This is a genomic window from Janibacter sp. YB324, from assembly GCF_014217915.1.
GTDB classification, from domain to species: domain Bacteria; phylum Actinomycetota; class Actinomycetes; order Actinomycetales; family Dermatophilaceae; genus Janibacter; species Janibacter indicus.
On record NZ_CP060120.1, the window covers coordinates 2187897 to 2208952 of the forward strand.

Here is a 21056-nt window from a genome sequence, read left to right on the forward strand (position 1 = left end):
GGCCCACTCTTGGGGCCCGCTCCGCCGACTCCGCGCAGCCGCAGGCTCCTTCGTCGCCCACGACCTCGCATGCGTCTGGCGTCACAGGCCCAGGTCGCGGCCGATGAGCTCCTTCATGATCTCGTTGGTGCCCGCCCAGATCTTGTTGATCCGGGCATCGCGCCAGGCGCGGGCCACGCGGTACTCGTTCATGTAGCCGTAGCCGCCGTGCAGCTGCACGCACTCGTCCAGGACCTTGCTCTGGGTCTCGGCGGCCCACCACTTCGCCTTGGCGGCGTCGACGGCGGAGAGCTTGCCCTCGGCGTGCGCCGCGACGCAGTCGTCGACGTAGGCCTGGGCGACCTCGATGCTCGTGACGAGCTCGGCGATCTTGAACTTGTTGTGCTGGAAGGAGCCGATCGGCTGACCGAAGGCCTTGCGCTCCTTGGTGTACTCGATCGTCTCGCCGAGGATCTGGGCGGCGTGCGCGACGCAGCCGACGGCATTGCCGAGACGCTCCTGCGGGAGCTTCTGCATCATCGAGATGAAGCCCATGCCCTCGGGGCCGAGGAGACGGTCCGCGGGGACGCGCACGTTGTCGAAGAAGAGCTCGGAGGTGTCGGACTCGGGCTGGCCGACCTTGTCGAGGGGCTTGCCCTTGGTGAAGCCCTCGTCCTCCTTCTCGAGGACGAAGAGCGAGATGCCCTTGGGGCCCTTGCTCGGGTCGGTGCGGATCGCGACCACCGCGAGGTCGCACTGGTGACCGTTGGTGATGAAGGTCTTGGAGCCGTTGATGATCCAGTCGCCGGAACCGTCGTCGGCCTTGACCGCGGTGGACTTCAGGGCGGCGAGGTCCGAGCCACCGTTGGGCTCGGTCATGCCGATGGACAGGATCTTCTCGCCGGTGGCGACCTGCGGGAGCCAGCGCTGCTTCTGCTCCTCGGTCCCGAGGGCGACGATGTAGGGCGCGGTGATGTCGGCGTGGATGCCGAAGCAGGAGGAGACCGCGACGTTGAACTTCGCCAGCTCCTCGGCGAGGACCGCGTTGAAGCGGTAGTCGTCGATGCCCGCCCCGCCGAACTCCTCGGGGATGGTCAGACCGAAGAAGCCCTGCTTGCCGGCCTCGAGCCACACCTCACGCGGGATGGAGTGCTCGGCGATCATCGACTCGGCGCGCGGGACGAGGGTGCGGTCGACGAACTCCTTGACGGAGCTGCGGAAGGCCTCGTGGTCCTCGTCGTAGATGTTGCGGGGCATGTGTCCACCTCTTCTGGGACGTGACGTGCAGAACGGACTAAGCGCTTGCTTAGTCTCGCCTCCGGCGGGCATGCTGTCAACCGTGACGACGCCGACACCCTCCCTGCCCGAGCACAGCAACCCGACGGTCGTGCGCCTCTTCGAGGCGGCCGCGGATGCCTTTGCCGACAAGGGATTCCACGCGACCACCACGCGCGACATCGCCTCCCGCGCGGGGCTGTCGCCAGCCGGCGTCTACGTCCACTTCACGAGCAAGGAGGACCTGCTCTTCCAGCTCAGCCGGGTCGGCCACGAGGCAGCCCGCGACGACCTGGCCGCCGCGGCGGCAGCGGCCGACTCGCCGCCCCATGCCCTCGCCGAGGTCATCTCGGCCTTCGCCCGCTGGCACGCCGAGCAGCACCAGGTCGCGCGGATCGTGCAGTACGAGTTCCGCCACCTCTCCCCCGACCACCAGCGCGAGGTGCTCACCCTGCGTCGCGAGATCGACGGCGTCGTCGAGCGGATCATCGCCGAGGGCGTCGCCTCCAGTGACTTCCACGTCACCGACACCCGGGCCACCGCACTGGCCGCGCTCTCCCTCGTCGTCGACGTCGCCCGCTGGTACCACCCGGGCATCAAGCGCACCACGCCCGAGCAGATCGGTCGCACCTACGCGACCCTCGCGCTGCGTCTCGTCGGGGCGCGCGAGGACTGAGCAGGCGTCCGGACTCGGTCAGGAGTCCATCCGGACTTCGTCAGGTCGGCGGGCACCCCCCTTCGGTGCGCCCTAGCGTGCGACGTGAGCCACACCACATCGCCCCCCGAGCAGCCCGGCATGCACGTGTCCCGTCCGCTCGCCACCACGGCCATCGCCCTGACCATCGCCGCACTGTCGGCACCGGCCTCCGCACAGGCCGCTCCGGGCGACGAGTACGTCGCCCTCGGCGACTCCTACTCCTCGGGCACGGGGACCCGTCAGTACCTCGACGACGGCACCTCGTGCCTGCGCTCGACGCTCGCCTACCCCTCGCTCACGGCGGCGGCCGGTGGGCTGGACCTCGACCTGCGCGCCTGCTCCGGCGCCACGACCGCCGATGTCACCGCGACGCAGCTGGCGGCGCTCAGCACCTCGACGGACCGGGTGAGCATCTCGGTCGGCGGCAACGATGCGGGCTTCGCCCACGTGCTCACCGAGTGCGCGATGCCCGGCTGGGCCAGTGACTGCAATGGCGCGATCGACAACGCCGAGACCTTCATCGATGGCACCCTCCCGGGGCGGCTGGGGACGCTCTACGGCTCGATCCGCAGCAAGGCGCCCAACGCCGGGGTCGTGGTCGTCGGCTACCCGCGGGTCTTCATGGGCGAGGACTGCAATGCCCTCACGTGGTTCAGCCCCGAGGAGCAGACCCGGCTCAACGCCACCGCCGACCTGCTCAACTCCCGGCTGCGCTCGGCCGCGCAGTCCGCGGGCTTCACCTTCGTCAACCCGACCTCTGCCTTCACCGGTCACGCGGTCTGCGACGACCCCGAGTGGCTCAACGGGCTGTCCGACCCGATTGTCGAGAGCTACCACCCCAATGTCGCCGGTCACCGCGACGGCTACACCCCGCTCGTCTCGTCCTCGATCAGCGGGTCCGCGGTCGCGGTCACCCAGGAGGTCGAGCGGCGGGCGGAGGCCGGCGGGGACGCGCAGGCCACGCGCCAGCGCGCACGGGCCGACCTCGACTCCACGATCAAGCCCAAGACGGTGCGGCTGCCTGACCTCGACTCTCCGCGGGTGCGCCGCGCCGCCGCGAGGGCCGGGGTGGACCTGGAATCCCCGGCGAGCATCACCGCCGCAGACCGGGTCTGGTCGGCCCGCCAGGCGGCCGAGCACCGCTGAGCCAGCCCCGGCCTCAGCCGACGACGACGCCGAAGGGGGCGAGGAGACCGAGCGCGCCGACCGCGTCGACCCGCAGCCCGGCAACCCGCGCATCGCCCACGTCGATCACGTAGTCGCGGGCGGTGCGCAGGTCGGCTTCGCGCAGGTCGGCCCGCACGAAGCGGGCCCCCGCCAGCGAGCAGTCGTCGAGGACGGCCTCGCGCAGGACGGCCTCGTCGAAGTCGGCGTCGGTGAGCACGCACCGCTCGAAGCGCGCGCCGCTCAGGTCGAGCCCGCCGAAGCTGCCCATGGCCAGCTGGCACTCGACCCAGGTCGACGGGTCCGGAGCCAGGACCGGGGCCCGCTGCATCGACCACGAGGTCGCGAGCGCCTTGCACCCGGTGAAGGTGCAGCCGTCGACGACCGCGTCGGGCAGGCGCACGCGCGAGAGGTCGACCCGCTCGAGGGCGCAGCCCTCCAGTCGGACGCCGGCGAGCGTGGCTCCGGCCAGCTGGGCGTCGCGCAGGGTGCACCCGACCAGCTCGACCCCCGAGAGGACCTCGCCCTCCCCCATCGACCCGGTGAGGACCTCGTCGACGATGCTCGTGCGTCCGTCGACCTGCTCGGCGAGTGTGGGCATGACGGCACGCTACCGACGTGGGGCGACAGCGAGACCCGACCCAGCCCGAAACTCGCTGGCGTCGCGCCCGTCCCCGGGGCGACCATCGGGGCATGGCCCACATCGCGATGTTCGGCGTCGACGCCGTCAGCCACACCCTGCCCAGCCTGGAGATCCTGCGCGAGCTCGTTGCCCGCGGGCACCGGGTGAGCGTCGTCAACGACCCGCACCAGCGCGAGCTGGTCGAGGACACGGGGGCGCAGCTCGTGCCGTGCACCTCGACCCTGCCCGAGGGCGACTGGCCGGACGACCCGATCGCCGCCATGCGGATCTTCCTCGAGGACGCCGTGCAGGGTCTGGAGCAGGTCCGCGAGCACTTCACCGCCGACCCCGCCGACCTCTACCTCGCCGACATCGGTGGCTACGGAGGGCGCGTGCTCGCCGAGGCGCAGGGGGCTCCCTTCGTCCAGCTGTCACCGACCTATGTCGCCTGGGAGGGCTACGCGCAGGAGGTCGGCGACCAGATCATGGCGCTGCCCGGCGCCGCGGAGTACCGGGCGGACTTCGCCACCTGGCTCGAGAGGTCGGGGGCCACGACGCACGACCCGGACGCCTTCGCCGGCACCCCTCCCCGGGCGCTGGCCCTGGTCCCCCGGGCGATGCAACCACACGCCGACCGGGTCGACGAGCGGCGGACCTCCTTCGTCGGTCCCTGCATCGGCGAGCGCGCCGACCAGGGGTCGTGGCAGCGCCCGGACGGCGCCGAGGTCGTCGTGCTCGTCTCGCTCGGCTCCAGCTACACCGATCAGCCGGACTTCTACCGGGAGTGCGTGGCCGCCTTCGGCGGTCGCCCCGGCTGGCACCTCGTGCTGCAGGTCGGGCGACGGGTCGACATCGACGTGCTGGGTGCGCTCCCCGACGGCGTCGAGGTCCACCGGTGGGTGCCCCAGCTGGCGATCCTGCGCGAGGCCGACCTCTTCGTCACCCATGCCGGGATGGGCGGCTCCGGTGAGGGCCTGCTCACCGCGACCCCGATGATCGCCGTCCCGCAGGACGTCGACCAGTTCGCCAATGCCGACACCCTCGTCGGGCTCGGCGTGGCGCGGCGGATCGACACCGCCGACGCGACGGCCGAGGCCCTGCGTACCGCGGGCGACGAGCTCCTCGCGGACCGCGACGTCGCCGCTCGGCTGGCCGAGCTGGCACACCAGACACGGGCCGAGGGGGGCACCTCACGGGCGGCCGACCTCGTCGAGGCCGAGCTGCGGTAGCCCAACGCGACGGGCGCCCGCCCCCGGCAGGGGTGAGCGCCCGTCGTCGTGCGGCGAGACCTCAGTCGCGGGTCAGGCGGCGGTGCGTCACGCGGTGCGGACGCGCCGCCTCCTCGCCGAGGCGCTCGATCTTGTTGGCCTCGTAGCCCTCGAAGTTGCCCTCGAACCAGTACCAGCTCGCCGGGTTCTCCTCGGTGCCCTCGTAGGCGAGGATGTGCGTCGCGACGCGGTCGAGGAACCACCGGTCGTGGGAGATGACCACGGCACAGCCCGGGAAGTCGAGCAGCGCATTTTCGAGCGAACCCAGGGTCTCGACGTCGAGGTCGTTGGTCGGCTCGTCGAGGAGCAGGACGTTGCCGCCCTGCTTGAGCGTCAGCGCCAGGTTGAGACGGTTGCGCTCACCACCGGAGAGCACGCCCGACTTCTTCTGCTGGTCCGGACCCTTGAAGCCGAACTGGCTGACGTAGGCACGCGAGGGGATCTCGACCTGGCCGACCTGGATGTGGTCGAGCCCGTCGGAGACGACCTCCCAGACGTTCTTCTCCGGGTCGATGCCGCCGCGGTTCTGGTCGACGTAGGAGAGCTTGACCGTGTCGCCGATGTCGACGACGCCCGCGTCCGGCTCCTCGATGCCGACGATGGTCTTGAAGAGCGTGGTCTTGCCGACGCCGTTGGGACCGATGATGCCGACGATGCCGTTGCGCGGCAGGGAGAAGGACAGGTCCTCGATGAGCACGCGGTCGTCGAAGCCCTTCTTCAGGCCCTTGACCTCGATGACCTTGCTGCCCAGGCGCGGGCCCGGCGGGATCTGGATCTCCTCGAAGTCGAGCTTGCGGGTCCGGTCGGCCTCGGCCGCCATCTCCTCGTAGCGCTCGAGACGCGCCTTGTTCTTCGTCTGGCGGGCCTTGGGGTTGGAACGCACCCACTCGAGCTCGTTCTTCAGCCGCTTGGCGAGTTTGGCGTCCTTCTTGCCCTGGATCTGCAGGCGCTCCTGCTTCTTCTCCAGGTAGGTCGAGTAGTTGCCCTCGTAGGGGTAGAGCCGGCCGCGGTCGACCTCGGCGATCCACTGCGCGACGTTGTCCATGAAGTAGCGGTCGTGCGTCACGGCGACGACGGCGCCCGGGTAGGACGCGAGGTGCTGCTCGAGCCAGAGCACGGACTCGGCGTCGAGGTGGTTGGTCGGCTCGTCGAGCAGGAGCAGGTCGGGCTTCTGCAGGAGCAGCTTGCACAGCGCGACGCGGCGGCGCTCACCACCGGAGAGCACGGTGACGTCGGCGTCCGGCGGCGGGCAGCGCAGCGCGTCCATCGCCTGCTCGAGCTGGGAGTCGAGGTCCCAGGCATCGGCGTGGTCGATGTCCTCCTGGAGCTTGCCCATCTCGTCCATGAGCGCGTCGAAGTCGGCGTCGGGCTCGGTCATCAGCTCGGAGATCTCGTTGTAGCGGTCGAGCTTGGCCTTGATCTCGCCCGCGCCCTCCTCGACATTGCCCAGGACGGTCTTGTCCTCGTTGAGCGGCGGCTCCTGCAGCAGGATGCCCACGGTCGCGCCCGGCTTGAGCTGCGCCTCGCCGTTGCTCGGCTGGTCGAGCCCGGCCATGATCTTGAGAATGGTCGACTTTCCGGCCCCGTTGGGCCCGACCATCCCGATCTTGGCTCCGGGGAAGAAGGACATCGAGACGTCATCGAGGATGACCTTCTCGTTGTGCGCCTTGCGCGCACGGACCATGGTGTAGATGTAGTCGGCCATGGGGGCAGGCTATCCACTCCTGCCCCCTCGCCCGAATCCTCCCCGGCTCCGCGCCCCGACCGACCGGTCAGGCCGGCACGGCGACGGGCGTGTCCTCCCCTTCGCCCTCGCCGGCGGAGGTCTCACCGTCCGGCGTGGTCGACGGTGCCGGGCCGCCCCACGCAGGGCCCTCGCCCTGCTCGTAGCGCTCGGTCATCCGGTCCAGGCCGTGCGCGCCGGCCTCCTGCGCGAGGCTGTCGACGACACCCCGGGCGGCCTTGGCGTACTCGGTGGTGCCGAAGGTCAGGTCGTGCCCGACGCTCACCGCCTCGATGTCGGCCGAGCTGCCCCAGGAGTCGTCGGCCCGCTGCCACGAGTTGATGGTCAACCGACCGTGGACGACGACGGGGTCGCCCTTGCGCAGCGAGCCGTGCGAGTTCATCCCCAGCGAGCGGAAGGCCGCGACGTTGTAGAAGCTCGTCGACACGTCGACGAAGACCCCCTCGCGGTTGCGCCGACGCACCGTCGAGGCGATGCGGAAGGTCGTGAAGGTCCGCCCCTGACCGGTCTCCCGGTGCTCCGGGTCGGCGACGACTCGGCCGGCGACGGTGATCTCGACTTCGTTCATGATCTGTCCTCTCTCCCCACCCACCGCGGTCGGCGGGTCCGTGCACCCAGACTCACCGAGACGAAGGGGGCGCGGCCTCGCGCGACGCAGGTTGTGGACGACCGGGGTCTACCGCTCAGGACTGGGGACGAGGAAGATCGTGGGCATGGACCGGACCCGCCTCTGGGCGCTCATCCACGAGGAGCGAGCGGCGATGGCCGCCACCCTCGAGAGCCTGACCCCCGAGGAGTGGGAGCACCCGTCGCTGTGCGCGGGCTGGAGCGTCAAGGACGTCGCCGCCCATGTCATCTCCAACCCGCAGATCGGCTGGGCGCAGCTGCCCGGGATGCTCGGGCGCAACCTCGGTCGTGGCTACAACTCGATGATCCGGCGCGAGGTCCAGCGCCTCGGTGCGACGCGCACGCCCGAGCAGGTGCTCGCCGACTTCGCCACCTACGCCGACTCGACCCGGCACGTCCCCGTGACGACGGCCGTCGAGCCGCTGGTGGACGCGCTCGTGCACCATCAGGACGTGCTGCGTCCGCTGGGGCGCTCGCACGACCCCGACCCCGAGGCCGCCGCCGTCGCCGCTGACCGGTGCCGTCTGCTCAGCTCGCTCCTCGGCGGATGGCGACTCGTGCGCGGCGTGCACATGGTCGCCACAGACGTCGACTGGGTCCGCGGTGACGGGCCAGAGCTGACCGGTCCGGTCCTCGAGCTGCTCATGGTCTGCGCCGGCCGGGCCCGCGCCGCCCACGGGCTCACCGGTGAGGGCACAGCCCTGCTCCCGTCGGGCTGAGCCCCACGGCGCCGGGTGTCCTCACCCCAGGGCGCGCTCGATGCCCGCGCGGGTCCGGTCGTGCTGGGAGAGCACCTGCTCGACCGGCTCGACGACGCGGGCATCGCCTACCTCGCCGATCGCCCGACGCAACCGCTTGTCGACCGTCGCGGCCCGCTTGCGGGCACCGATCGCGGCCAGCCAGCGCGCGATCGCCGCGAGCAGCAGTCCGGCGAGCAGGCCGCCGACGAGCAGCAGGAAGGGCATCGCGAAGGGTCCGATGTCGGCGGTCGGGACGTCGGGTAGCTGCAGCCACCCCGCGAGCGCGATGACGACGAGCCACACGAGCCCGGCCAGCGCCGCGAGCGCGAGCACGACCTGCAGCGGGCCGAGGACCGCCCACCAGAGCGGCTTGCGACCCCGCAGCGAGGTGCGCAGCACCGCCTGGTCGAGCTCGTCGGCGAGGTCGGCGTCGGCAGGGCGCGCAGCGTCGGCGACCGCGTCGGCCCACCGCGTCGGCAGCCCCTCGCCGGCACTGGTACCGATGCGCCGGGCGGCGAGGTCGACCGCGGCTCGGGCCGCCGGCGCCGGCGACGGAATCGAGGAACGACCGAGCACGGCACGTACGTCCTGCTCGGTGATGTCCGGTGACCCCGCGACATCGCGGTCGAGCCGCAGCCGCTTGAGCGGTGCCGGGCGGACGGCGCGCACCCAGCGGGTGAAGGGCCACCCGGTGCGGGCCCACGACTCCATCCGGAAGTCGCGGGCGACGGCGTCGACGACGGTCGGGACCCCGGCGCTGCGGGCGAGCGCGTCGACGAGCTCGTCGCGGGCGCGGTCGGGCACCCCGGCGCCGCTCTCCCCCACCGAGTCGAGCAGGCCGCCGGCCGCGGTGCGCAGGTCGGCGCCCAGCCGGTGGCGGGCGGCGTCGGATTGCTCGACGGCGTCGTGCAGCCGTGAGCGAAGTGCGTCGAGGCCGACCCCGGTGCGGGTCGAGGTGCCGATGACCTCGTGCTGCTGGAGCCCGTCACGCTCGAGCAGGCGCGCCAGGTCGGCGGCGATCTGCTCCTCGCCACCGGCCGGCAGCCGGTCGACCTGGTTGAGCACGACGATCGTCACGGCCCCGTAGTCGCGCAGCACGGCGACGTAGTCGTCGTGGAGCACCGCATCGGCGTACTTCTGCGGGTCGGTCACCCACACGAAGACGTCGACGAGCTCGAGGATCCGCTGCGCCTCCTCGCGGTGGGCCGACTCGCGCGAGTCGAAGTCGGGGAGGTCCACCAGGACCAGACCGTCGAGGTCGCCGGGCTCGGGGACGTGGTGTCGGGTGCCCACGGAGAGCCAGTCGAGCAGCGCTCCTGCCGGCTCGGTCCCCCACACCGCGGCGGTCGGCGTCGACGTCGTGGGACGCCGCTGCCCGACCCGGGCGATGTCCGCCCCGACGAGGGCATTGAAGAGCGAGGACTTGCCCGACCCGGTCGCCCCGGCGAGCGCGACGACGGTGTGGCCGCCGACGAGGGAGTTGCGCTCGCGCACCTTGTCGACGACGGCCGTCGCCCGTTGCGCCGCCTCACGCTCCAACCGCTCGCCGCCCGTCTCGACGGCGCCGGCCAGGGCATCGGCGCGGGCGCTCAGCTCGTCGACCGTCAGGGCCTGCGGGGTGTCACCACGGCGAAGGGGATTGCGCGGGCTCATCGGGTCTCCTCCCCGACCGCGGCAGCCGCCTGCTCGAGCCGGCGGATCTGGGCCTCGCTGACGCTGAGGTCACCGACCACCGCGGTGTAGCGGTCGCGCTCGGCGGCGTAGAGCTCGACGACCCGGTCGAGGAGCAGCTGGCGCGCCTTGCGGGCCATGTCGCGCACGGCCTGGTCACCGAAGATCGCCTCGAGGACCTTTTGTGCGAGGGCGGTCGTGCCGCCGGCGATGGCCACCTCGGGGGCGACGAGCACGCCGCCGGTGTGGGCGAAGGAGACGAGCATGAGGAACAGGCCGATGCCGTTGACCCCGTAGGCCGCGATGCGGGCATTGGTGCGGCGGTTGCCGCCCTCGGCCCGCACGATGTCGAGGACGTCGCCCTGCCAGTCACGCACGAGCCGCTCGACGTCGCTCTCGAGGCCGCGCGACGAGTGGCCGAGCTCGGGGTGGTCGTCGAGGACGACGGGGCCGGCCTCGGTGCCACGCCAGGTCCGGGCGATGGTCGCCGCGGCGGTGTCGGCCTCGGCGAGGATCAGGGCGCTGACCCCGGTGTGCAGGGCCTGGTCGAGCTCGGCGGCCGGTGGCGGCCCGCCGGAGACGGCCGAGGTGACCCGGTCGCGCAGGCGTGAGACGCCCTTCTCGACCTTGCGGAAGAACTCGCCCGTCCCGACGAACTCCTGCCACCGGGCGAGCACCTCGCCGCGCAGCAGCTGGCCGTCCTGCATGCCGTCGCTCACGCCCTGCTCGGCGGTGTCGTAGGCGTCGTAGGCGACCTGGGTCAGCGAGGTGGTCTGCTCGCGCTGGGACCGCGCCGCGTCGATGACCGCGGCCGCCCGCCCGTCGAGCGAGCGCAGGGCCCCCTGCAGGGTCTGCCGGATGACGATCGTGCGGGCCCGCTGGTCGCCGGCCAGGGCGGTGAGCCAGCCGCGCACGCGCTCGATGTCGGGCTCGGGGATCAGGCCCTGCGGATCCAGCTCGGTCTCGGGCACCGCGAAGACCGGCGCCGTCTCGAGCCCCTGCTCGCGCAGCATCTCGATGAGGTGGGAGCGCACGTCGGTCATCGCGGGACGGTCGACGCGGTCGAGGACGATCGCGACGGCGGTCCCCCGGTCGGAGGCCTGCCGCAGCAGCTGCCACGGGATCGCGTCGGCGTAGCGCGCGGCCGTCGTGACGAAGAGCCACAGGTCGGCAGCGGACAGCAGCTGCGCCGCCAGCTCGCGGTTGGCCGAGACGACCGAGTCGATGTCGGGTGCGTCGAGGATCGCCATGCCCGGCGGCAGCGTCGTCGACGGGGTGAGCCGGACGGTGCCGGGCTGCGGCTCGGCGTCGCCCCCGGTGACCCGGGCGAGCGAAGGGAGGACCCGCGCGTCGCGGAACCACCGCTCGTCGTCGGGGTGGTGGATGAGCACGGGACTCGTCGTCGTCGGGCGCAGCACGCCCGAACGGCTCACCTCACGGCGCAGGATGGAGTTGACGAGGGTGGACTTGCCCGACCCCGTCGACCCACCGACGACGGCGAGCAGCGGGGCGTCCATCGACTGGAGTCTGGGGATCACGTAGTCGTCGAGCTGGTCGAGCAGCGCCTGCCGCTCGGACTGCGCCTGCCGGGTGCTCGGCAGATCGAGCGTCAGCCGGCTTCGTTCGACCTCGTCACGCAGCGCCGTCACCCGGGTCAGGAGGCTGCTGTCGTCCTGTCCCCTCGGCATCTCACCCATGCGGCACACCCTATCCAGCGAAGGGGGTCGGCTCGACGTGGACGCGCACCCGTGCGCGCGTCGGGCCCGGACCGATGATGGGGCGAGGTACTCACCCCCTTCGCCCCTCGCCGCGGGAGGATCGGGCCATGACCGGCGCGGACCGCTTCGAGGCGATGGGCACCTCCCACCTGGCGATGATCGGGATCTGCCTCGTGGGGCTCCCGCTGATGGTGCTGCTGGGTCGCCTCGCCCGTGCGCACCCCCAGCCGGTCGCCCGAGGATTCGCGCTCGTCCTCGTCGCGGCGGTGCTGCCGCTGCAGGTCCTCGACCATCTGCCGGGCAACTTCCAGCTCGGGGTCAGCCTGCCGCTGCAGCTGTGCGACCTGGCGGCGCTCGTCGCCGTCATCGCCCTGTGGACCCGCAACCACACCGCGATCTGCGTGACCTACCTGTGGGGACTGCTCCTCACGCCGCAGGCACTCGTCACCCCGGCGCTGGCCGCCGACTTCCCCGACCCGCGGTTCGTCGTCTTCTGGGCCATGCACATCCTCGTCGTCTGGGCCGCCGTCTTCCTCACCTTCGGGCTGGGTCACCGGCCGGACTGGTCGGGCTACCGCCGCACGGTGGCGCTCACCGCGACCTGGATGCTCGTGCTCTACCCGCTCAACCTGCTGCTCGGTACCAACTACGGCTTCGTCAACGGCAAGCCGGGCACGGGATCGCTGCTCGACCTCCTCGGCCCGTGGCCGGTCTACCTCGCCGTGGAGGTCGTCATCGTCGCCCTCGTGTGGGCCCTGATGACCTGGCCGTGGACCCGCCAGCACCGGTGACGACGACCGGCTGACGGGCGGCAGCGGCGTCGACGAGATCGGCGCCGAGGAGGTCGGCGCCCCCGGCAGGACTCGAACCTGCGACCTAGGGATTAGAAGGCCCTTGCTCTGTCCAGCTGAGCTACGGAGGCATGCCCGGGTGAACGGACGTGTCCACGACCCGGGCGGCTTCAGTGTAATGAGCGGGACGACCTGCCATCATCGGCACCATGTCCGTCCGGATCGTGGTGCGCGAGAGGGGAGTCACCGACTCCCCCGACGACCTGGCGATCCTCGACGACGGCGAGCGGGCGCGGGCCGGGCGCAAACGGGAGGCAGCTCCCTTCGTCACGGGTCATGCCCTGGTGCGCCGGGTGCTCGGCGAGCTCCTCGACCGCGACCCCGCCGGGTTGGCCTTCGCCCGCCGCTGCACCACCTGCGGCAGCGAGCAGCACGGCAAGCCGAGCCTGCGCGACGTCCCCGACTGGCACTTCTCGCTCTCCTACACCAGTGCGAGCGCGATCGTCGCCGTCGCCGAGGGGGTCGAGGTCGGGGTCGACATCGAGGACCTCACCGACGCCGACTTCGAGGGCTTCGCCGCGGCGACCCTGGCCCGCGACGAGGTGGCCGGCTTCGACGGACTCGACGGGCACGACCTGCTCGTCGCACGCGCCCGGGTGTGGGCCCGCAAGGAGGCCGTGCTCAAGGCCACCGGTCGTGGCCTGGTTGTCGACCCCTCCGAGGTTCTCGTGTCCGCTCCGCGCGACCCGGCGCGGCTCGTCGATTGGCGCGCCGGCGAGCCCCGCCCACCGATGATCGCCCTCGCCGACGTCGACCCGACGACGCCCGACCACCGGGCGGCCGTCGCCGCCCTCACCGAGGACGACCTGCGGGTCGAGGCGGTCTGACCCGCCCCGACCCGCATCGGCCGGGCTGCTCCCGCCGGCACGGTCAGGCTCCGGCGAACTCCCGTCGCCGGGCCGTCATCGAGTCCAGGAGCACCCGCTCCTTGTGCAGCGACTCGTGGTCCGCCTCGTGGCGCAACGTCCGGAAGCGCAGCAGCGCGAGCTCGGAGGCGGTGTCCTGGAAGGAGCGCATCGACTGCACGGCACTGCTGCCACCACGTGCCCGGGCCCAGCGGCGGGCCACCCGCCGTTCCTTCATCGACGCGAGCATCGAGACCTCGTCGCGCGAGATCCACCCGGAGTCGGCGTAGGGCAGCAGGTGCTGACCGATGACCTTGCCCTCACGCTGGCGGGTCCACACGACGAAGGCCACGAAGACGACGAAGACCACGAAGCCGAAGGAGAGGTTGACGACGAGCCCGGTGACGCCGGCGGAGGCGCCGAGGTTCCACAGGCCGTGGAGCAGCACCGCCGCGCACCACCCGACGAAGGGAGCGATGATCTTCACCGGGGTCTGGCGCGACAGCGAGGCCATGCCGACCCCGATGCCCGTCATGGCGGTGAACATCGGGTGGCAGAAGGGGCTGACGAGCCCGCGGAGGGCGAAGGTGCCGAGCAGTGCCTCGGTGCCGCCCTGGTCGAGGGCCCGCCCGAGGTAGAGGATGTTCTCGGTGAAGGCGAAGCCCGCGGCGACGATGCCGGCGTAGACGATGCCGTCGGTCAGGCCGTTGAACTCCTTGCGCATGAACCACCACATGACGAGCAGGAAGAGCCCCTTGAAGGTCTCCTCCGTGAGCGGTGCGATGAAGACCGCGCTCAGCACGTTGGCGGACTCCGCGTCGGTGTAGCCCATCAGGACGAACCCACCGAGGGAGTTGAGGACGAGCGCCGCGAGGGTCGACCCGAAGGCGCCGTAGAGGAAGGCCGTGGCGAGGTAACGCCACGGCTCGGCCTCGAAGCGGTCGAGCCACAGGAAGAGGGGCAGCACGAAGACGAGGGGGATGAGGGCGAAGAGCAGGCCGACCAGGGTCGCCAGCACGCCCGACTCCGCCCCGATGATCAGTGCCATGAGCCCGGCACCGATGAGGGAGAGCACGATGACGATCCCGCTGAGGATCCACGTGCGCAGCCTCGGCCGGGGCGTCGGATTGGCCTGTGCCTGCGCCGTGACGTAGTGGGCCGAGTAGCTCTGCTGCTGCAGCCAGGCCGCCTGCTGTGCCTGCTGGTAGGCGAGCGCGGCCTGGGCCTGCTGATGCGCGCCACCCGGGTGGGCGTAGGCCTGCTGGGCCTGCTGCTGCGCCTGGGCCTGCTGGGCCAGACGCTGCTGCTCCTCGTAGGCACGCTGCTGCTCGAGCACCTCGGCCCGGGAGTCGGTCCGAGCCTCCTCCTCGGCCAGCAGCACCGACCGGGTCGCCGTGCGGTACCACTCGGGCTCGTCCGGCACCGTACGTCGCAGCAGCCGCCGGCTGAGGGTGTCCTCGGACGGTTGGGACGGTGGCGCGGGCTGGCCCGGAGGCGGCGGGGGCTGCTGCCCGGTCGGAGACGGCGGGGGCTGCTGACCCACGGGCGGCGGTGGCGGCGTCGCCGTCCGGGGGGCGGCGGCCGGAGGGGGCGGCGGAGGCCCGGCGGGAGCCGGAGGCTGCCCGGAGGGCGGAGGAGGTGGCGTCGTCATGGCTTACACGCTAGTGCGCCAACTCCCTTGCGTCGGTGGGGAGGACTACCCACGTGCCCCGGTGGATATGGTGGCGGACGTGACTTCATCGACTTCGAACTCGTCCGAGCGCATCGTGTGGATCGACTGCGAGATGACCGGGCTCTCCCTCGAGCACGACGCCCTCATCGAGGTCGCGGCGCTGATCACCGACTACGAGCTCAACCAGCTCGACGAGGGCATCGACATCATCATCCGCCCGCCGGAGGCCGCGCTGACGCAGATGAACGACTTCGTCCGGGAGATGCACACGACCTCGGGACTGCTCGACGTCCTGGCCGAGGGGACCACCCTGGCCGAGGCGGAGGAGGCGGTCCTGGCGCACATCCGTCAGGTCGTCCCCGACGCGGGCAAGGCGCCCCTGGGAGGCAACAGCGTCGCCACCGACCGGGCCTTCCTCGTGCGTGACATGCCCGGTCTCGAGGCGCACCTGCACTACCGGATGATCGACGTCTCCTCGATCAAGGAGCTCTCCCGACGGTGGTACCCGCGGGCCTACTTCGCCGCCCCGGACAAGAACGGTGGCCACCGCGCCCTCGCCGACATCACCGAGTCGATCGCCGAGCTGCGCTACTACCGCGAGGCGGTCTTCCGTCCGCAGCCGGGGCTGGAGACCGCGGAGCTCAAGGAGATCGCCGCGCGCCACCAGGTGGGCTGACGGGCGGTCCTACGACCGCCGGTCGCGGCGCCGGCACCAGGCGGCGAAGAGGGCGCCCGAGACGTTGTGCCAGACGGAGAAGACGGCACCCGGCAGGGCCGAGAGCGGGTCCATGTACTGCGCCGCCAGGCCGGCGGCGAGTCCGGAGTTCTGCATGCCGACCTCGATGCCCGTGGTGCGACGGGCCGCGACGGGCAGCCGCGCCAGCGTGGCAGCGCCGTAGCCCAGCGCCATGCCGAGCAGGTTGTGTGCGATGACCGCCACGAGGACGAGGGCACCGGCCGAGAGCATGGCGTCGGCGCTGCCCGAGACGACGATCGCGACGATGATCGAGATCGCGGCCACCGACAGCCACGGCAGGACCGGCAGCAGGGCCTCGGCGAGCGGCGCGAGCAGCAGGCGCACGATGATCCCGGCGATGACGGGCAGCAGGACGATCGTCACGATGGTGCGGGCCATCCCCGCACCGTCGAGCGGCATGTAGCGCCCGGCCAGCCACAGCGTGAGCAGCGGCGTGAGGAGCGGGGCGAGGAGCGTCGAGACCGAGGTCATCGCCACGGACAGAGCCACGTCACCACGCGCCAGATAGGACACGACGTTGGAGGCGGTGCCGCCCGGGGCGCACCCGACGAGGATCACGCCCGCGGCCAGCTCGGAGGGCAGGCCCAGCAGACTCACCACGAGCACCGCGCACAACGGCATCATGACGTACTGGGCGATCACCCCGAGGACGACCGGCAGCGGACGTCGCACGACGAGCGCGAAGTCGGCCGGCCGCAGGGTCAGACCCATCGTGAACATCACGAGCCCGAGCAGCGGGTTGACGAAGGGGGCCGCCCCGGAGACGGTGTCAGCGGCCAGGTAGCCGATCACTCCCCCGGCGGCGATGAGCAGGTGGAAGACCAGGACGGCGATGTAGCCGCTGCGCTCCTCGGTGGCCGTGGCGACGGCAGGCTGCGAACTCACGGTCGGTCGCCGCACACACGCGGCGTCGCGGGCGCCCGCCGACGGACGTCGATCAGGCGGCGTTGACGAGCGACGGCGCCGGCTCGCTCTCCTTGGTCGTCACCACGGCACCGCCGACCCGGCCGCCGCGCTGACCGGTGGCCCAGCCGCCGATGACGATGGCGAGGTAGCCGATGAGCACGCCCGCGAGGTTGTCGAGCACGTAGTGCCAGCCGAAGTAGATCGTCGCGACGAAGGTCAGGCCGAAGAAGGTCCACGCGGCGATCCGCAGCGAGCGCGACTGGCCGGTGCGCTGGAGGAAGAGCGCGAGCGCGAAGGTCACCGAGACGTGCAGGGAGGCGAAGGCCGCGACACCCTGGATCGCGTCGCTCGCGATCGGGTCGGCGAGGAACTCGAGGCGGTTGCTCAACAGGGCTTGTTGCAGGTCGCTCACCCCGGTGTCGGGCAGCGTCGAGAAGAGGTCGGGCCGGGTGTAGATGGGCCCGAGCGCCGGCAGGACGTAGTAGCTCATCGCACCGAGGACCCAGTTGAGGCTGAGCGCGGTGGCGTACCAGGCGCCGACGGCCAGGTCACGGCACAGGACGAGCACGGCCATGAGGCTCATCGGCACGAGGGGCAGGTAGAGCAGGTAGACGAAGGAGAGCACGCCCGCCGTCAGGTCGACACCGAAGATCGCGTGCAGGATCACGGCCGGGTCGGTGCCACCGAAGAGCCACTTGTCGACCTCGAGCAGCTGGCGGTCGTAGAGGACGCCTTCGCGGTAGACAGGCAGGACGCTCTTGAGGTTGCGGTACCCGACGTAGCAGACGTAGAAGGTGAGCAGGCCGGTCGCGATGTAGATGATGCGGCCCAGGCTCCACTCGTAGCGGGCCACCTCGACCATGCCCTGCCGCAGCTGTCGCCAGCCGCGTCGGCGGGCGCCGGCGATGACCAGGCCGATGCCGAAGAGGAGGAGCGCCAGGAGGGGCAGCCGCACGTATGCGGGGCCGAGGAAGCCCTCGGGGTCCTTGATCGGGATCCCGAGAGAGTAGGTGCCGACGACTGCGGCCACCCCGACGAGCATCGAGACGACCACAGCAACGGTGTAGGGCCAGCTGCGTACGGTCTGCATCCGAACAATAATGGCCTGAAATCGTCGCAAAGGTTAACTCGACGTGCCGAAATGTGTCGTATTGGTGCCCTGCCGATGCGCCGGACGGCCCTGGTTCATCGGGAGTTCACGCCGATCGCGCACCTGATCCCGTGACCAAGAACACGCGATCCCGGGGCCGCTCGACGCCCCCGGACATGCGAACGGCCCCGGTTGCCCGGGGCCGTTCGACTGCTGGGGTGAGTAACGGGACTTGAACCCGCGACACCCGCGACCACAACGCGGTGCTCTACCAGCTGAGCTATACCCACCATGTACCGCCTGTCTCAGGCAGCGCGGACCATCGTACCTGCTCTCGGAGGGTGCTCATGACCACCCACCTCCAGCGACCGCGCAGGCACATCGGGCACGATGGGTCAGGTGACGACGACACCCCGGACCGCACCCCCCTTCGCCCGTGGCACGACCGCGATCCTCGCTCTCGCAGCGATGCTCGCGACGATGGTCACTCTCGCTTCCCCCGCCGCGGCGCACGCGCGGCTGGAGGCCTCGAGCCCCAAGGACGGTTCGACGCTCACGGCCACGCCGCCGGAGATCATGCTGCGCTTCAACGAGCCGATCAAGGACGGGCTCAACCAGGTGAGCGTCAAGAGCGGGTCGACCGACGTCACCGACGGGGACCTCGAGATCGAGGGCAACACCGTCTACCAGCCGATCAAGTCCTCGCTGAAGTCCGGCTCCTACACCGTCACCTACAAGGTCGTGAGCGCCGACGGGCACCCCATCAGCGGGTCCCTCTCCTTCACCTACGCCCCGCCCGGTGGTGACACCGGCGCCGGGGACGACGGCTCCAGCGAGACCACGACCTCGGGTGGGGGCGCGACGAGCGACTCCCCCAGCTCGAGCGCGACCACCCCGCCGCCCCCGAGCGAGTCCACGACGTCGGCTCCGACGAGCACGAGCGCCCCGAGCTCCTCGACGAGCGAGCCGTCGTCGACGAGCACCTCGAGTTCCAGCAGCTCCTCGAGCACCTCCGGTGACGGCGAGACCGAGCCGAGCGGTGAGGGCTCGAGCACGTCCAGCGACACCGCGGCGCCCGTCGAGGGCGACGACACCTCGAGCAGCGACGGCTTCCCCGCCTGGGGCTGGGCCGCGATCATCGGTGCCGTCCTCGTGGTCCTCGCGGGCATCGGGCTGGCCCTGCGCGGCCGGCGCGACACCGAGGAGGACGAGCAGGTCGACCTCGAGGAGTGGCGCGGCTGACCCGCTCCCGGCCGACACGACGCAGGGCCCCACCGCATCGCGGTGGGGCCCTGCGTCGTCGACGGGACAACCGGTCCCGGACATGCAAAAGGCCCGGAAAACCGGGCCTTCGACACTGTGCGCCAACAGGGACTCGAACCCCGAACCCGCTGATTAAGAGTCAGCTGCTCTGCCAATTGAGCTATTGGCGCGCGAGGAGAAACATTAGCACCACGATGACGCAGGGACGAAATCGACTCCGCGACAGGGCTGCCGGGGCCTGACGAGGCGCCCGGCCCGGTATGGCGAAGGGGGCCGCACCCGCCGGTGCGACCCCCTTCGAGGCGGTGCAGAGCTCACCAGGAGCGCTTGGCGCGCTGGCGCTCCCACTTCTTGTGCTTGCGGCTGGTGGAGATCGCCTTGAGCACGACGAGACCGACGACTGCGGCGGCCGCGATGGCCACGCGGTCCATGCGCAACTCACCGGACTCGGTCCGGGTCGCCTGGGCGAAGAAGGCCTTGGCCTGCGCCTTCTGCCGGGCGACGACGTTCTTGGGCGCCGCGCGGACCGTCAGCTCGTCGATCGTCTGGGCCAGTCGGTCTCGGGTCGTGATGATGTCGTTCTCGAGCTTGGTCATGCTCGGGTTGTCATTGCTCACGTGGGGTCCTGTCCTACTCGATGCCGAGGTCGCGGCGGATGCGGGCCACGTGGCCCGTCGCCTTGACGTTGTACTGGGCGTGGGTGACCACGCCATCGGGTCCGACGACGATCGTCGAGCGAATCACTCCCTCGACGACCTTGCCGTACAACTTCTTCTCACCATAAGCGCCCCAGGCCGTCATCACCGACTTGTCCGCGTCGGACAGGAGGGTGATGGTCAGCCCGTCGCGCTCGCGGAAGCGGGCCAGCTTGTCGGGACTGTCGGGCGAGATGCCGACGACCTCGGTGTCGGCGGCCCGGAGCGCCTCGAGGGAGTCGCTGAAGTCGCAGGCCTGCTTGGTGCACCCGGGGGTCATCGCCGCCGGGTAGAAGTAGACGATGACGCGCTTGCCGCGCAGGTCGCTCAGCGTGACCTGCGCGCCGGTGTCGTCGGGGAGGGTGAAGTCGGGGGCTGCATCGCCCGGGGTGAGTCTCTCGCCCACGGATCGCATCTCCTGTCTCGGCGGAATGCAGTATGGTCTCCCCAACCTATCCTCCCAGGGGCAGAGTCACGTAGGAGTGACCTATGCACGTGCCCGATGCTTTCCTCGATGCTCCGACCTCCCTCGCCACGGGGGGTGTGGCGATCGCGGGGGTGGCCCTAGCGCTGCGACGAACCCCGAGCGATCTCGACGACCGGGTGGCCCCGCTCGCCGGTCTCGTCGCCACCTTCGTCTTCGCCGCCCAGATGCTGAATTTCCCCGTCGCCGGCGGCACCTCCGGCCACCTCTTCGGCGGTGCACTCGCGGCAGTCCTCGTGGGACCGTGGACCGCCACCCTGTGCATCACCGTCGTCCTGCTCGTCCAGGCGCTCGTCTTCGCTGACGGCGGCCTCACCGCCCTCGGAACCAACGTCACACTCATGGCGCTCGTCGGCGTGTGGGTCGGCTGGGTCGTCTTCGTCCTCGCGCGACGCCTCCTGCCGGCGCGGCCGGCCAGCATCCCCGTGGCCGCCGCGATCGGCGCCTTTGCGTCCGTGCCCTGCGCCGCGGTCGTCTTCGCCGGGCTCTTCATGGTCGGCGGCACCGCGCCCGTCGACGGAGGCGCCCTCCTCACCGCCATGGTGAGCTGGCACCTGCTCATCGGCATCGGGGAGGCGGTCATCACCGGCCTCGTCGTCTCGGCCGTCGTGGGGGTGCGACCCGATCTCGTGCGCGGCGCCGAGCACCTGACCCGGGGTGGCGCGGACGTCGAGGCGGTGGTCGTCCGATGAGATCGTGCATCTCGACCCGCACCCTCGTCGTCGGCGGTCTCGTGGTCTGCCTGCTCCTCGCTGCCGTGGTGAGCACCTGGGCCTCCGGGCACCCCGACGGCCTCGAGCACGTCGCCGAGACCCTTGGTTTCGCCGACGCCGCCGGTGACCACGGCGCGGCCGGCTCCCCCTTCGCCGACTACGAGACGAAGGGGGTGGGCGGCGCCCTGTCGGGTCCGGTCGCGGGCATCGTGGGCGTCGCGCTCACCGGCGCCGTCATGTGGCTCGTGCTGCGGCTGGTCCGCCGCCGCGACTGA

Annotated in this window: 21 protein-coding genes and 3 tRNA genes; 10 read left to right on the top strand and 14 right to left on the bottom strand. The window is 71.3% G+C overall.

Features of this window, described 5'->3' with window-relative positions; translation table 11 throughout:
- Positions 1-81: 81 nt before the first annotated feature.
- The gene (locus H7A72_RS10630; RefSeq protein WP_084452267.1) at positions 82-1236 is read right to left on the bottom strand and encodes an acyl-CoA dehydrogenase family protein; all 1155 of its coding nucleotides are present in this window, start codon (positions 1234-1236) and stop codon (positions 82-84) included.
- A gap of 82 nt (positions 1237-1318) precedes the next feature.
- Between H7A72_RS10630 and H7A72_RS10635 the strand changes: the two genes are divergently transcribed.
- Positions 1319-1930 (top strand): TetR/AcrR family transcriptional regulator, encoded by a 612-nt coding sequence (locus tag H7A72_RS10635; RefSeq protein WP_223277607.1) that lies wholly within the window; start codon positions 1319-1321, stop codon positions 1928-1930.
- An 84-nt stretch (positions 1931-2014) separates the two neighbouring features.
- Complete coding sequence (locus tag H7A72_RS10640) at positions 2015-3097, top strand: SGNH/GDSL hydrolase family protein (RefSeq protein ID WP_223277608.1); 1083 nt, start codon at positions 2015-2017, stop codon at positions 3095-3097.
- 13 nt (positions 3098-3110) lie between these two features.
- Here H7A72_RS10640 and H7A72_RS10645 read toward each other — a convergent pair whose 3' ends face one another.
- Positions 3111-3716: a pentapeptide repeat-containing protein gene (locus H7A72_RS10645; RefSeq protein ID WP_072625067.1), complete on the bottom strand. Its 606-nt coding sequence runs from the start codon at positions 3714-3716 to the stop codon at positions 3111-3113.
- Between the two features lie 92 nt (positions 3717-3808).
- Here H7A72_RS10645 and H7A72_RS10650 point away from each other — a divergent pair, with 92 nt between their 5' ends.
- Positions 3809-4966, top strand: coding sequence for a macrolide family glycosyltransferase (locus H7A72_RS10650; protein WP_223277609.1), 1158 nt, complete (start codon positions 3809-3811; stop codon positions 4964-4966).
- Positions 4967-5027: 61 nt separating this feature from the next.
- Here H7A72_RS10650 and ettA read toward each other — a convergent pair whose 3' ends face one another.
- Together ettA and H7A72_RS10660 are read right to left on the bottom strand one after the other, a co-directional pair.
- The gene (ettA, locus tag H7A72_RS10655; protein WP_072625069.1) at positions 5028-6710 is read right to left on the bottom strand and encodes an energy-dependent translational throttle protein EttA; all 1683 of its coding nucleotides are present in this window, start codon (positions 6708-6710) and stop codon (positions 5028-5030) included.
- Between the two features lie 67 nt (positions 6711-6777).
- Entirely contained in the window at positions 6778-7317 is a 540-nt protein-coding gene (locus tag H7A72_RS10660) for a single-stranded DNA-binding protein (RefSeq protein ID WP_072625070.1), read from the bottom strand.
- Positions 7318-7462: 145 nt separating this feature from the next.
- Here H7A72_RS10660 and H7A72_RS10665 point away from each other — a divergent pair, with 145 nt between their 5' ends.
- A complete protein-coding gene (locus H7A72_RS10665) occupies positions 7463-8095 on the top strand; it encodes a maleylpyruvate isomerase family mycothiol-dependent enzyme (RefSeq protein ID WP_185220505.1) in 633 nt (210 codons plus the stop codon).
- Between the two features lie 21 nt (positions 8096-8116).
- Here the strand turns inward: H7A72_RS10665 and H7A72_RS10670 are convergent, their stop codons facing one another.
- Positions 8117-9769, bottom strand: coding sequence for a GTPase family protein (locus H7A72_RS10670; protein WP_185220506.1), 1653 nt, complete (start codon positions 9767-9769; stop codon positions 8117-8119).
- Positions 9766-11484 (bottom strand): GTPase domain-containing protein, encoded by a 1719-nt coding sequence (locus H7A72_RS10675; RefSeq protein ID WP_084452257.1) that lies wholly within the window; start codon positions 11482-11484, stop codon positions 9766-9768. The genes H7A72_RS10670 and H7A72_RS10675 overlap by 4 nt, the downstream gene beginning before the upstream one ends.
- Before the next feature lie 128 nt (positions 11485-11612).
- Here H7A72_RS10675 and H7A72_RS10680 point away from each other — a divergent pair, with 128 nt between their 5' ends.
- Positions 11613-12296 carry a TIGR02206 family membrane protein gene (locus H7A72_RS10680; protein WP_185220507.1) on the top strand — a complete coding sequence of 228 codons (684 nt, stop codon included), beginning with the start codon at positions 11613-11615 and terminating at the stop codon, positions 12294-12296.
- A 57-nt stretch (positions 12297-12353) separates the two neighbouring features.
- On the opposite strand, the gene H7A72_RS10685 is transcribed toward H7A72_RS10680, so the two are convergent.
- Positions 12354-12427, bottom strand: a tRNA-Arg gene (locus H7A72_RS10685).
- A gap of 78 nt (positions 12428-12505) precedes the next feature.
- Between H7A72_RS10685 and H7A72_RS10690 the strand changes: the two genes are divergently transcribed.
- Positions 12506-13183 (top strand): 4'-phosphopantetheinyl transferase superfamily protein, encoded by a 678-nt coding sequence (locus H7A72_RS10690; protein ID WP_185220508.1) that lies wholly within the window; start codon positions 12506-12508, stop codon positions 13181-13183.
- A gap of 43 nt (positions 13184-13226) precedes the next feature.
- Here H7A72_RS10690 and H7A72_RS10695 read toward each other — a convergent pair whose 3' ends face one another.
- Positions 13227-14624 carry a PrsW family intramembrane metalloprotease gene (locus tag H7A72_RS10695; RefSeq protein ID WP_223277610.1) on the bottom strand — a complete coding sequence of 466 codons (1398 nt, stop codon included), beginning with the start codon at positions 14622-14624 and terminating at the stop codon, positions 13227-13229.
- A gap of 295 nt (positions 14625-14919) precedes the next feature.
- On the opposite strand from H7A72_RS10695, the gene orn reads away from it, so the two are divergent.
- Positions 14920-15549 (top strand): oligoribonuclease, encoded by a 630-nt coding sequence (gene orn, locus H7A72_RS10700; protein WP_185222367.1) that lies wholly within the window; start codon positions 14920-14922, stop codon positions 15547-15549.
- A 9-nt stretch (positions 15550-15558) separates the two neighbouring features.
- Here orn and H7A72_RS10705 read toward each other — a convergent pair whose 3' ends face one another.
- From H7A72_RS10705 to H7A72_RS10715, 3 genes are all read right to left on the bottom strand, one after another.
- Positions 15559-16515 (bottom strand): bile acid:sodium symporter family protein, encoded by a 957-nt coding sequence (locus H7A72_RS10705; RefSeq protein ID WP_185220509.1) that lies wholly within the window; start codon positions 16513-16515, stop codon positions 15559-15561.
- Between the two features lie 52 nt (positions 16516-16567).
- Positions 16568-17626, bottom strand: coding sequence for a phosphatase PAP2 family protein (locus H7A72_RS10710; RefSeq protein WP_185220510.1), 1059 nt, complete (start codon positions 17624-17626; stop codon positions 16568-16570).
- A gap of 214 nt (positions 17627-17840) precedes the next feature.
- A tRNA-His gene (locus H7A72_RS10715) sits at positions 17841-17916 on the bottom strand.
- 109 nt (positions 17917-18025) lie between these two features.
- Between H7A72_RS10715 and H7A72_RS10720 the strand changes: the two genes are divergently transcribed.
- Positions 18026-18868 carry a copper resistance CopC family protein gene (locus tag H7A72_RS10720; protein WP_185220511.1) on the top strand — a complete coding sequence of 281 codons (843 nt, stop codon included), beginning with the start codon at positions 18026-18028 and terminating at the stop codon, positions 18866-18868.
- A gap of 118 nt (positions 18869-18986) precedes the next feature.
- On the opposite strand, the gene H7A72_RS10725 is transcribed toward H7A72_RS10720, so the two are convergent.
- The 3 genes from H7A72_RS10725 to bcp all read right to left on the bottom strand — a co-directional run bounded on the left by H7A72_RS10725 (position 18987) and on the right by bcp (position 19990).
- A tRNA-Lys gene (locus H7A72_RS10725) sits at positions 18987-19059 on the bottom strand.
- A gap of 144 nt (positions 19060-19203) precedes the next feature.
- Entirely contained in the window at positions 19204-19506 is a 303-nt protein-coding gene (locus H7A72_RS10730) for a DUF3618 domain-containing protein (protein ID WP_223277611.1), read from the bottom strand.
- A 13-nt stretch (positions 19507-19519) separates the two neighbouring features.
- The gene (bcp, locus tag H7A72_RS10735) at positions 19520-19990 is read right to left on the bottom strand and encodes a thioredoxin-dependent thiol peroxidase (RefSeq protein ID WP_072625080.1); all 471 of its coding nucleotides are present in this window, start codon (positions 19988-19990) and stop codon (positions 19520-19522) included.
- Between the two features lie 83 nt (positions 19991-20073).
- On the opposite strand from bcp, the gene H7A72_RS10740 reads away from it, so the two are divergent.
- Both H7A72_RS10740 and H7A72_RS10745 read left to right on the top strand, forming a co-directional pair.
- Complete coding sequence (locus H7A72_RS10740; protein ID WP_185220512.1) at positions 20074-20760, top strand: energy-coupling factor ABC transporter permease; 687 nt, start codon at positions 20074-20076, stop codon at positions 20758-20760.
- Positions 20757-21056: a PDGLE domain-containing protein gene (locus H7A72_RS10745; RefSeq protein ID WP_143445592.1), complete on the top strand. Its 300-nt coding sequence runs from the start codon at positions 20757-20759 to the stop codon at positions 21054-21056. The genes H7A72_RS10740 and H7A72_RS10745 overlap by 4 nt, the downstream gene beginning before the upstream one ends.

Coding starts and splice junctions, on each gene's coding strand:
- H7A72_RS10630 (WP_084452267.1), bottom strand. CDS start 1,236: ATGCCCCGCAACATCTACGACGAGGACCACGAGGCCTTCCGCAGCTCC.
- H7A72_RS10645 (WP_072625067.1), bottom strand. CDS start 3,716: ATGCCCACACTCGCCGAGCAGGTCGACGGACGCACGAGCATCGTCGAC.
- H7A72_RS10650 (WP_223277609.1), top strand. CDS start 3,809: ATGGCCCACATCGCGATGTTCGGCGTCGACGCCGTCAGCCACACCCTG.
- ettA (WP_072625069.1), bottom strand. CDS start 6,710: ATGGCCGACTACATCTACACCATGGTCCGTGCGCGCAAGGCGCACAAC.
- H7A72_RS10660 (WP_072625070.1), bottom strand. CDS start 7,317: ATGAACGAAGTCGAGATCACCGTCGCCGGCCGAGTCGTCGCCGACCCG.
- H7A72_RS10665 (WP_185220505.1), top strand. CDS start 7,463: ATGGACCGGACCCGCCTCTGGGCGCTCATCCACGAGGAGCGAGCGGCG.
- H7A72_RS10670 (WP_185220506.1), bottom strand. CDS start 9,769: ATGAGCCCGCGCAATCCCCTTCGCCGTGGTGACACCCCGCAGGCCCTG.
- H7A72_RS10675 (WP_084452257.1), bottom strand. CDS start 11,484: ATGGGTGAGATGCCGAGGGGACAGGACGACAGCAGCCTCCTGACCCGG.
- H7A72_RS10680 (WP_185220507.1), top strand. CDS start 11,613: ATGACCGGCGCGGACCGCTTCGAGGCGATGGGCACCTCCCACCTGGCG.
- H7A72_RS10690 (WP_185220508.1), top strand. CDS start 12,506: ATGTCCGTCCGGATCGTGGTGCGCGAGAGGGGAGTCACCGACTCCCCC.
- orn (WP_185222367.1), top strand. CDS start 14,920: ATGGTGGCGGACGTGACTTCATCGACTTCGAACTCGTCCGAGCGCATC.
- H7A72_RS10710 (WP_185220510.1), bottom strand. CDS start 17,626: ATGCAGACCGTACGCAGCTGGCCCTACACCGTTGCTGTGGTCGTCTCG.
- H7A72_RS10740 (WP_185220512.1), top strand. CDS start 20,074: ATGCACGTGCCCGATGCTTTCCTCGATGCTCCGACCTCCCTCGCCACG.
- H7A72_RS10745 (WP_143445592.1), top strand. CDS start 20,757: ATGAGATCGTGCATCTCGACCCGCACCCTCGTCGTCGGCGGTCTCGTG.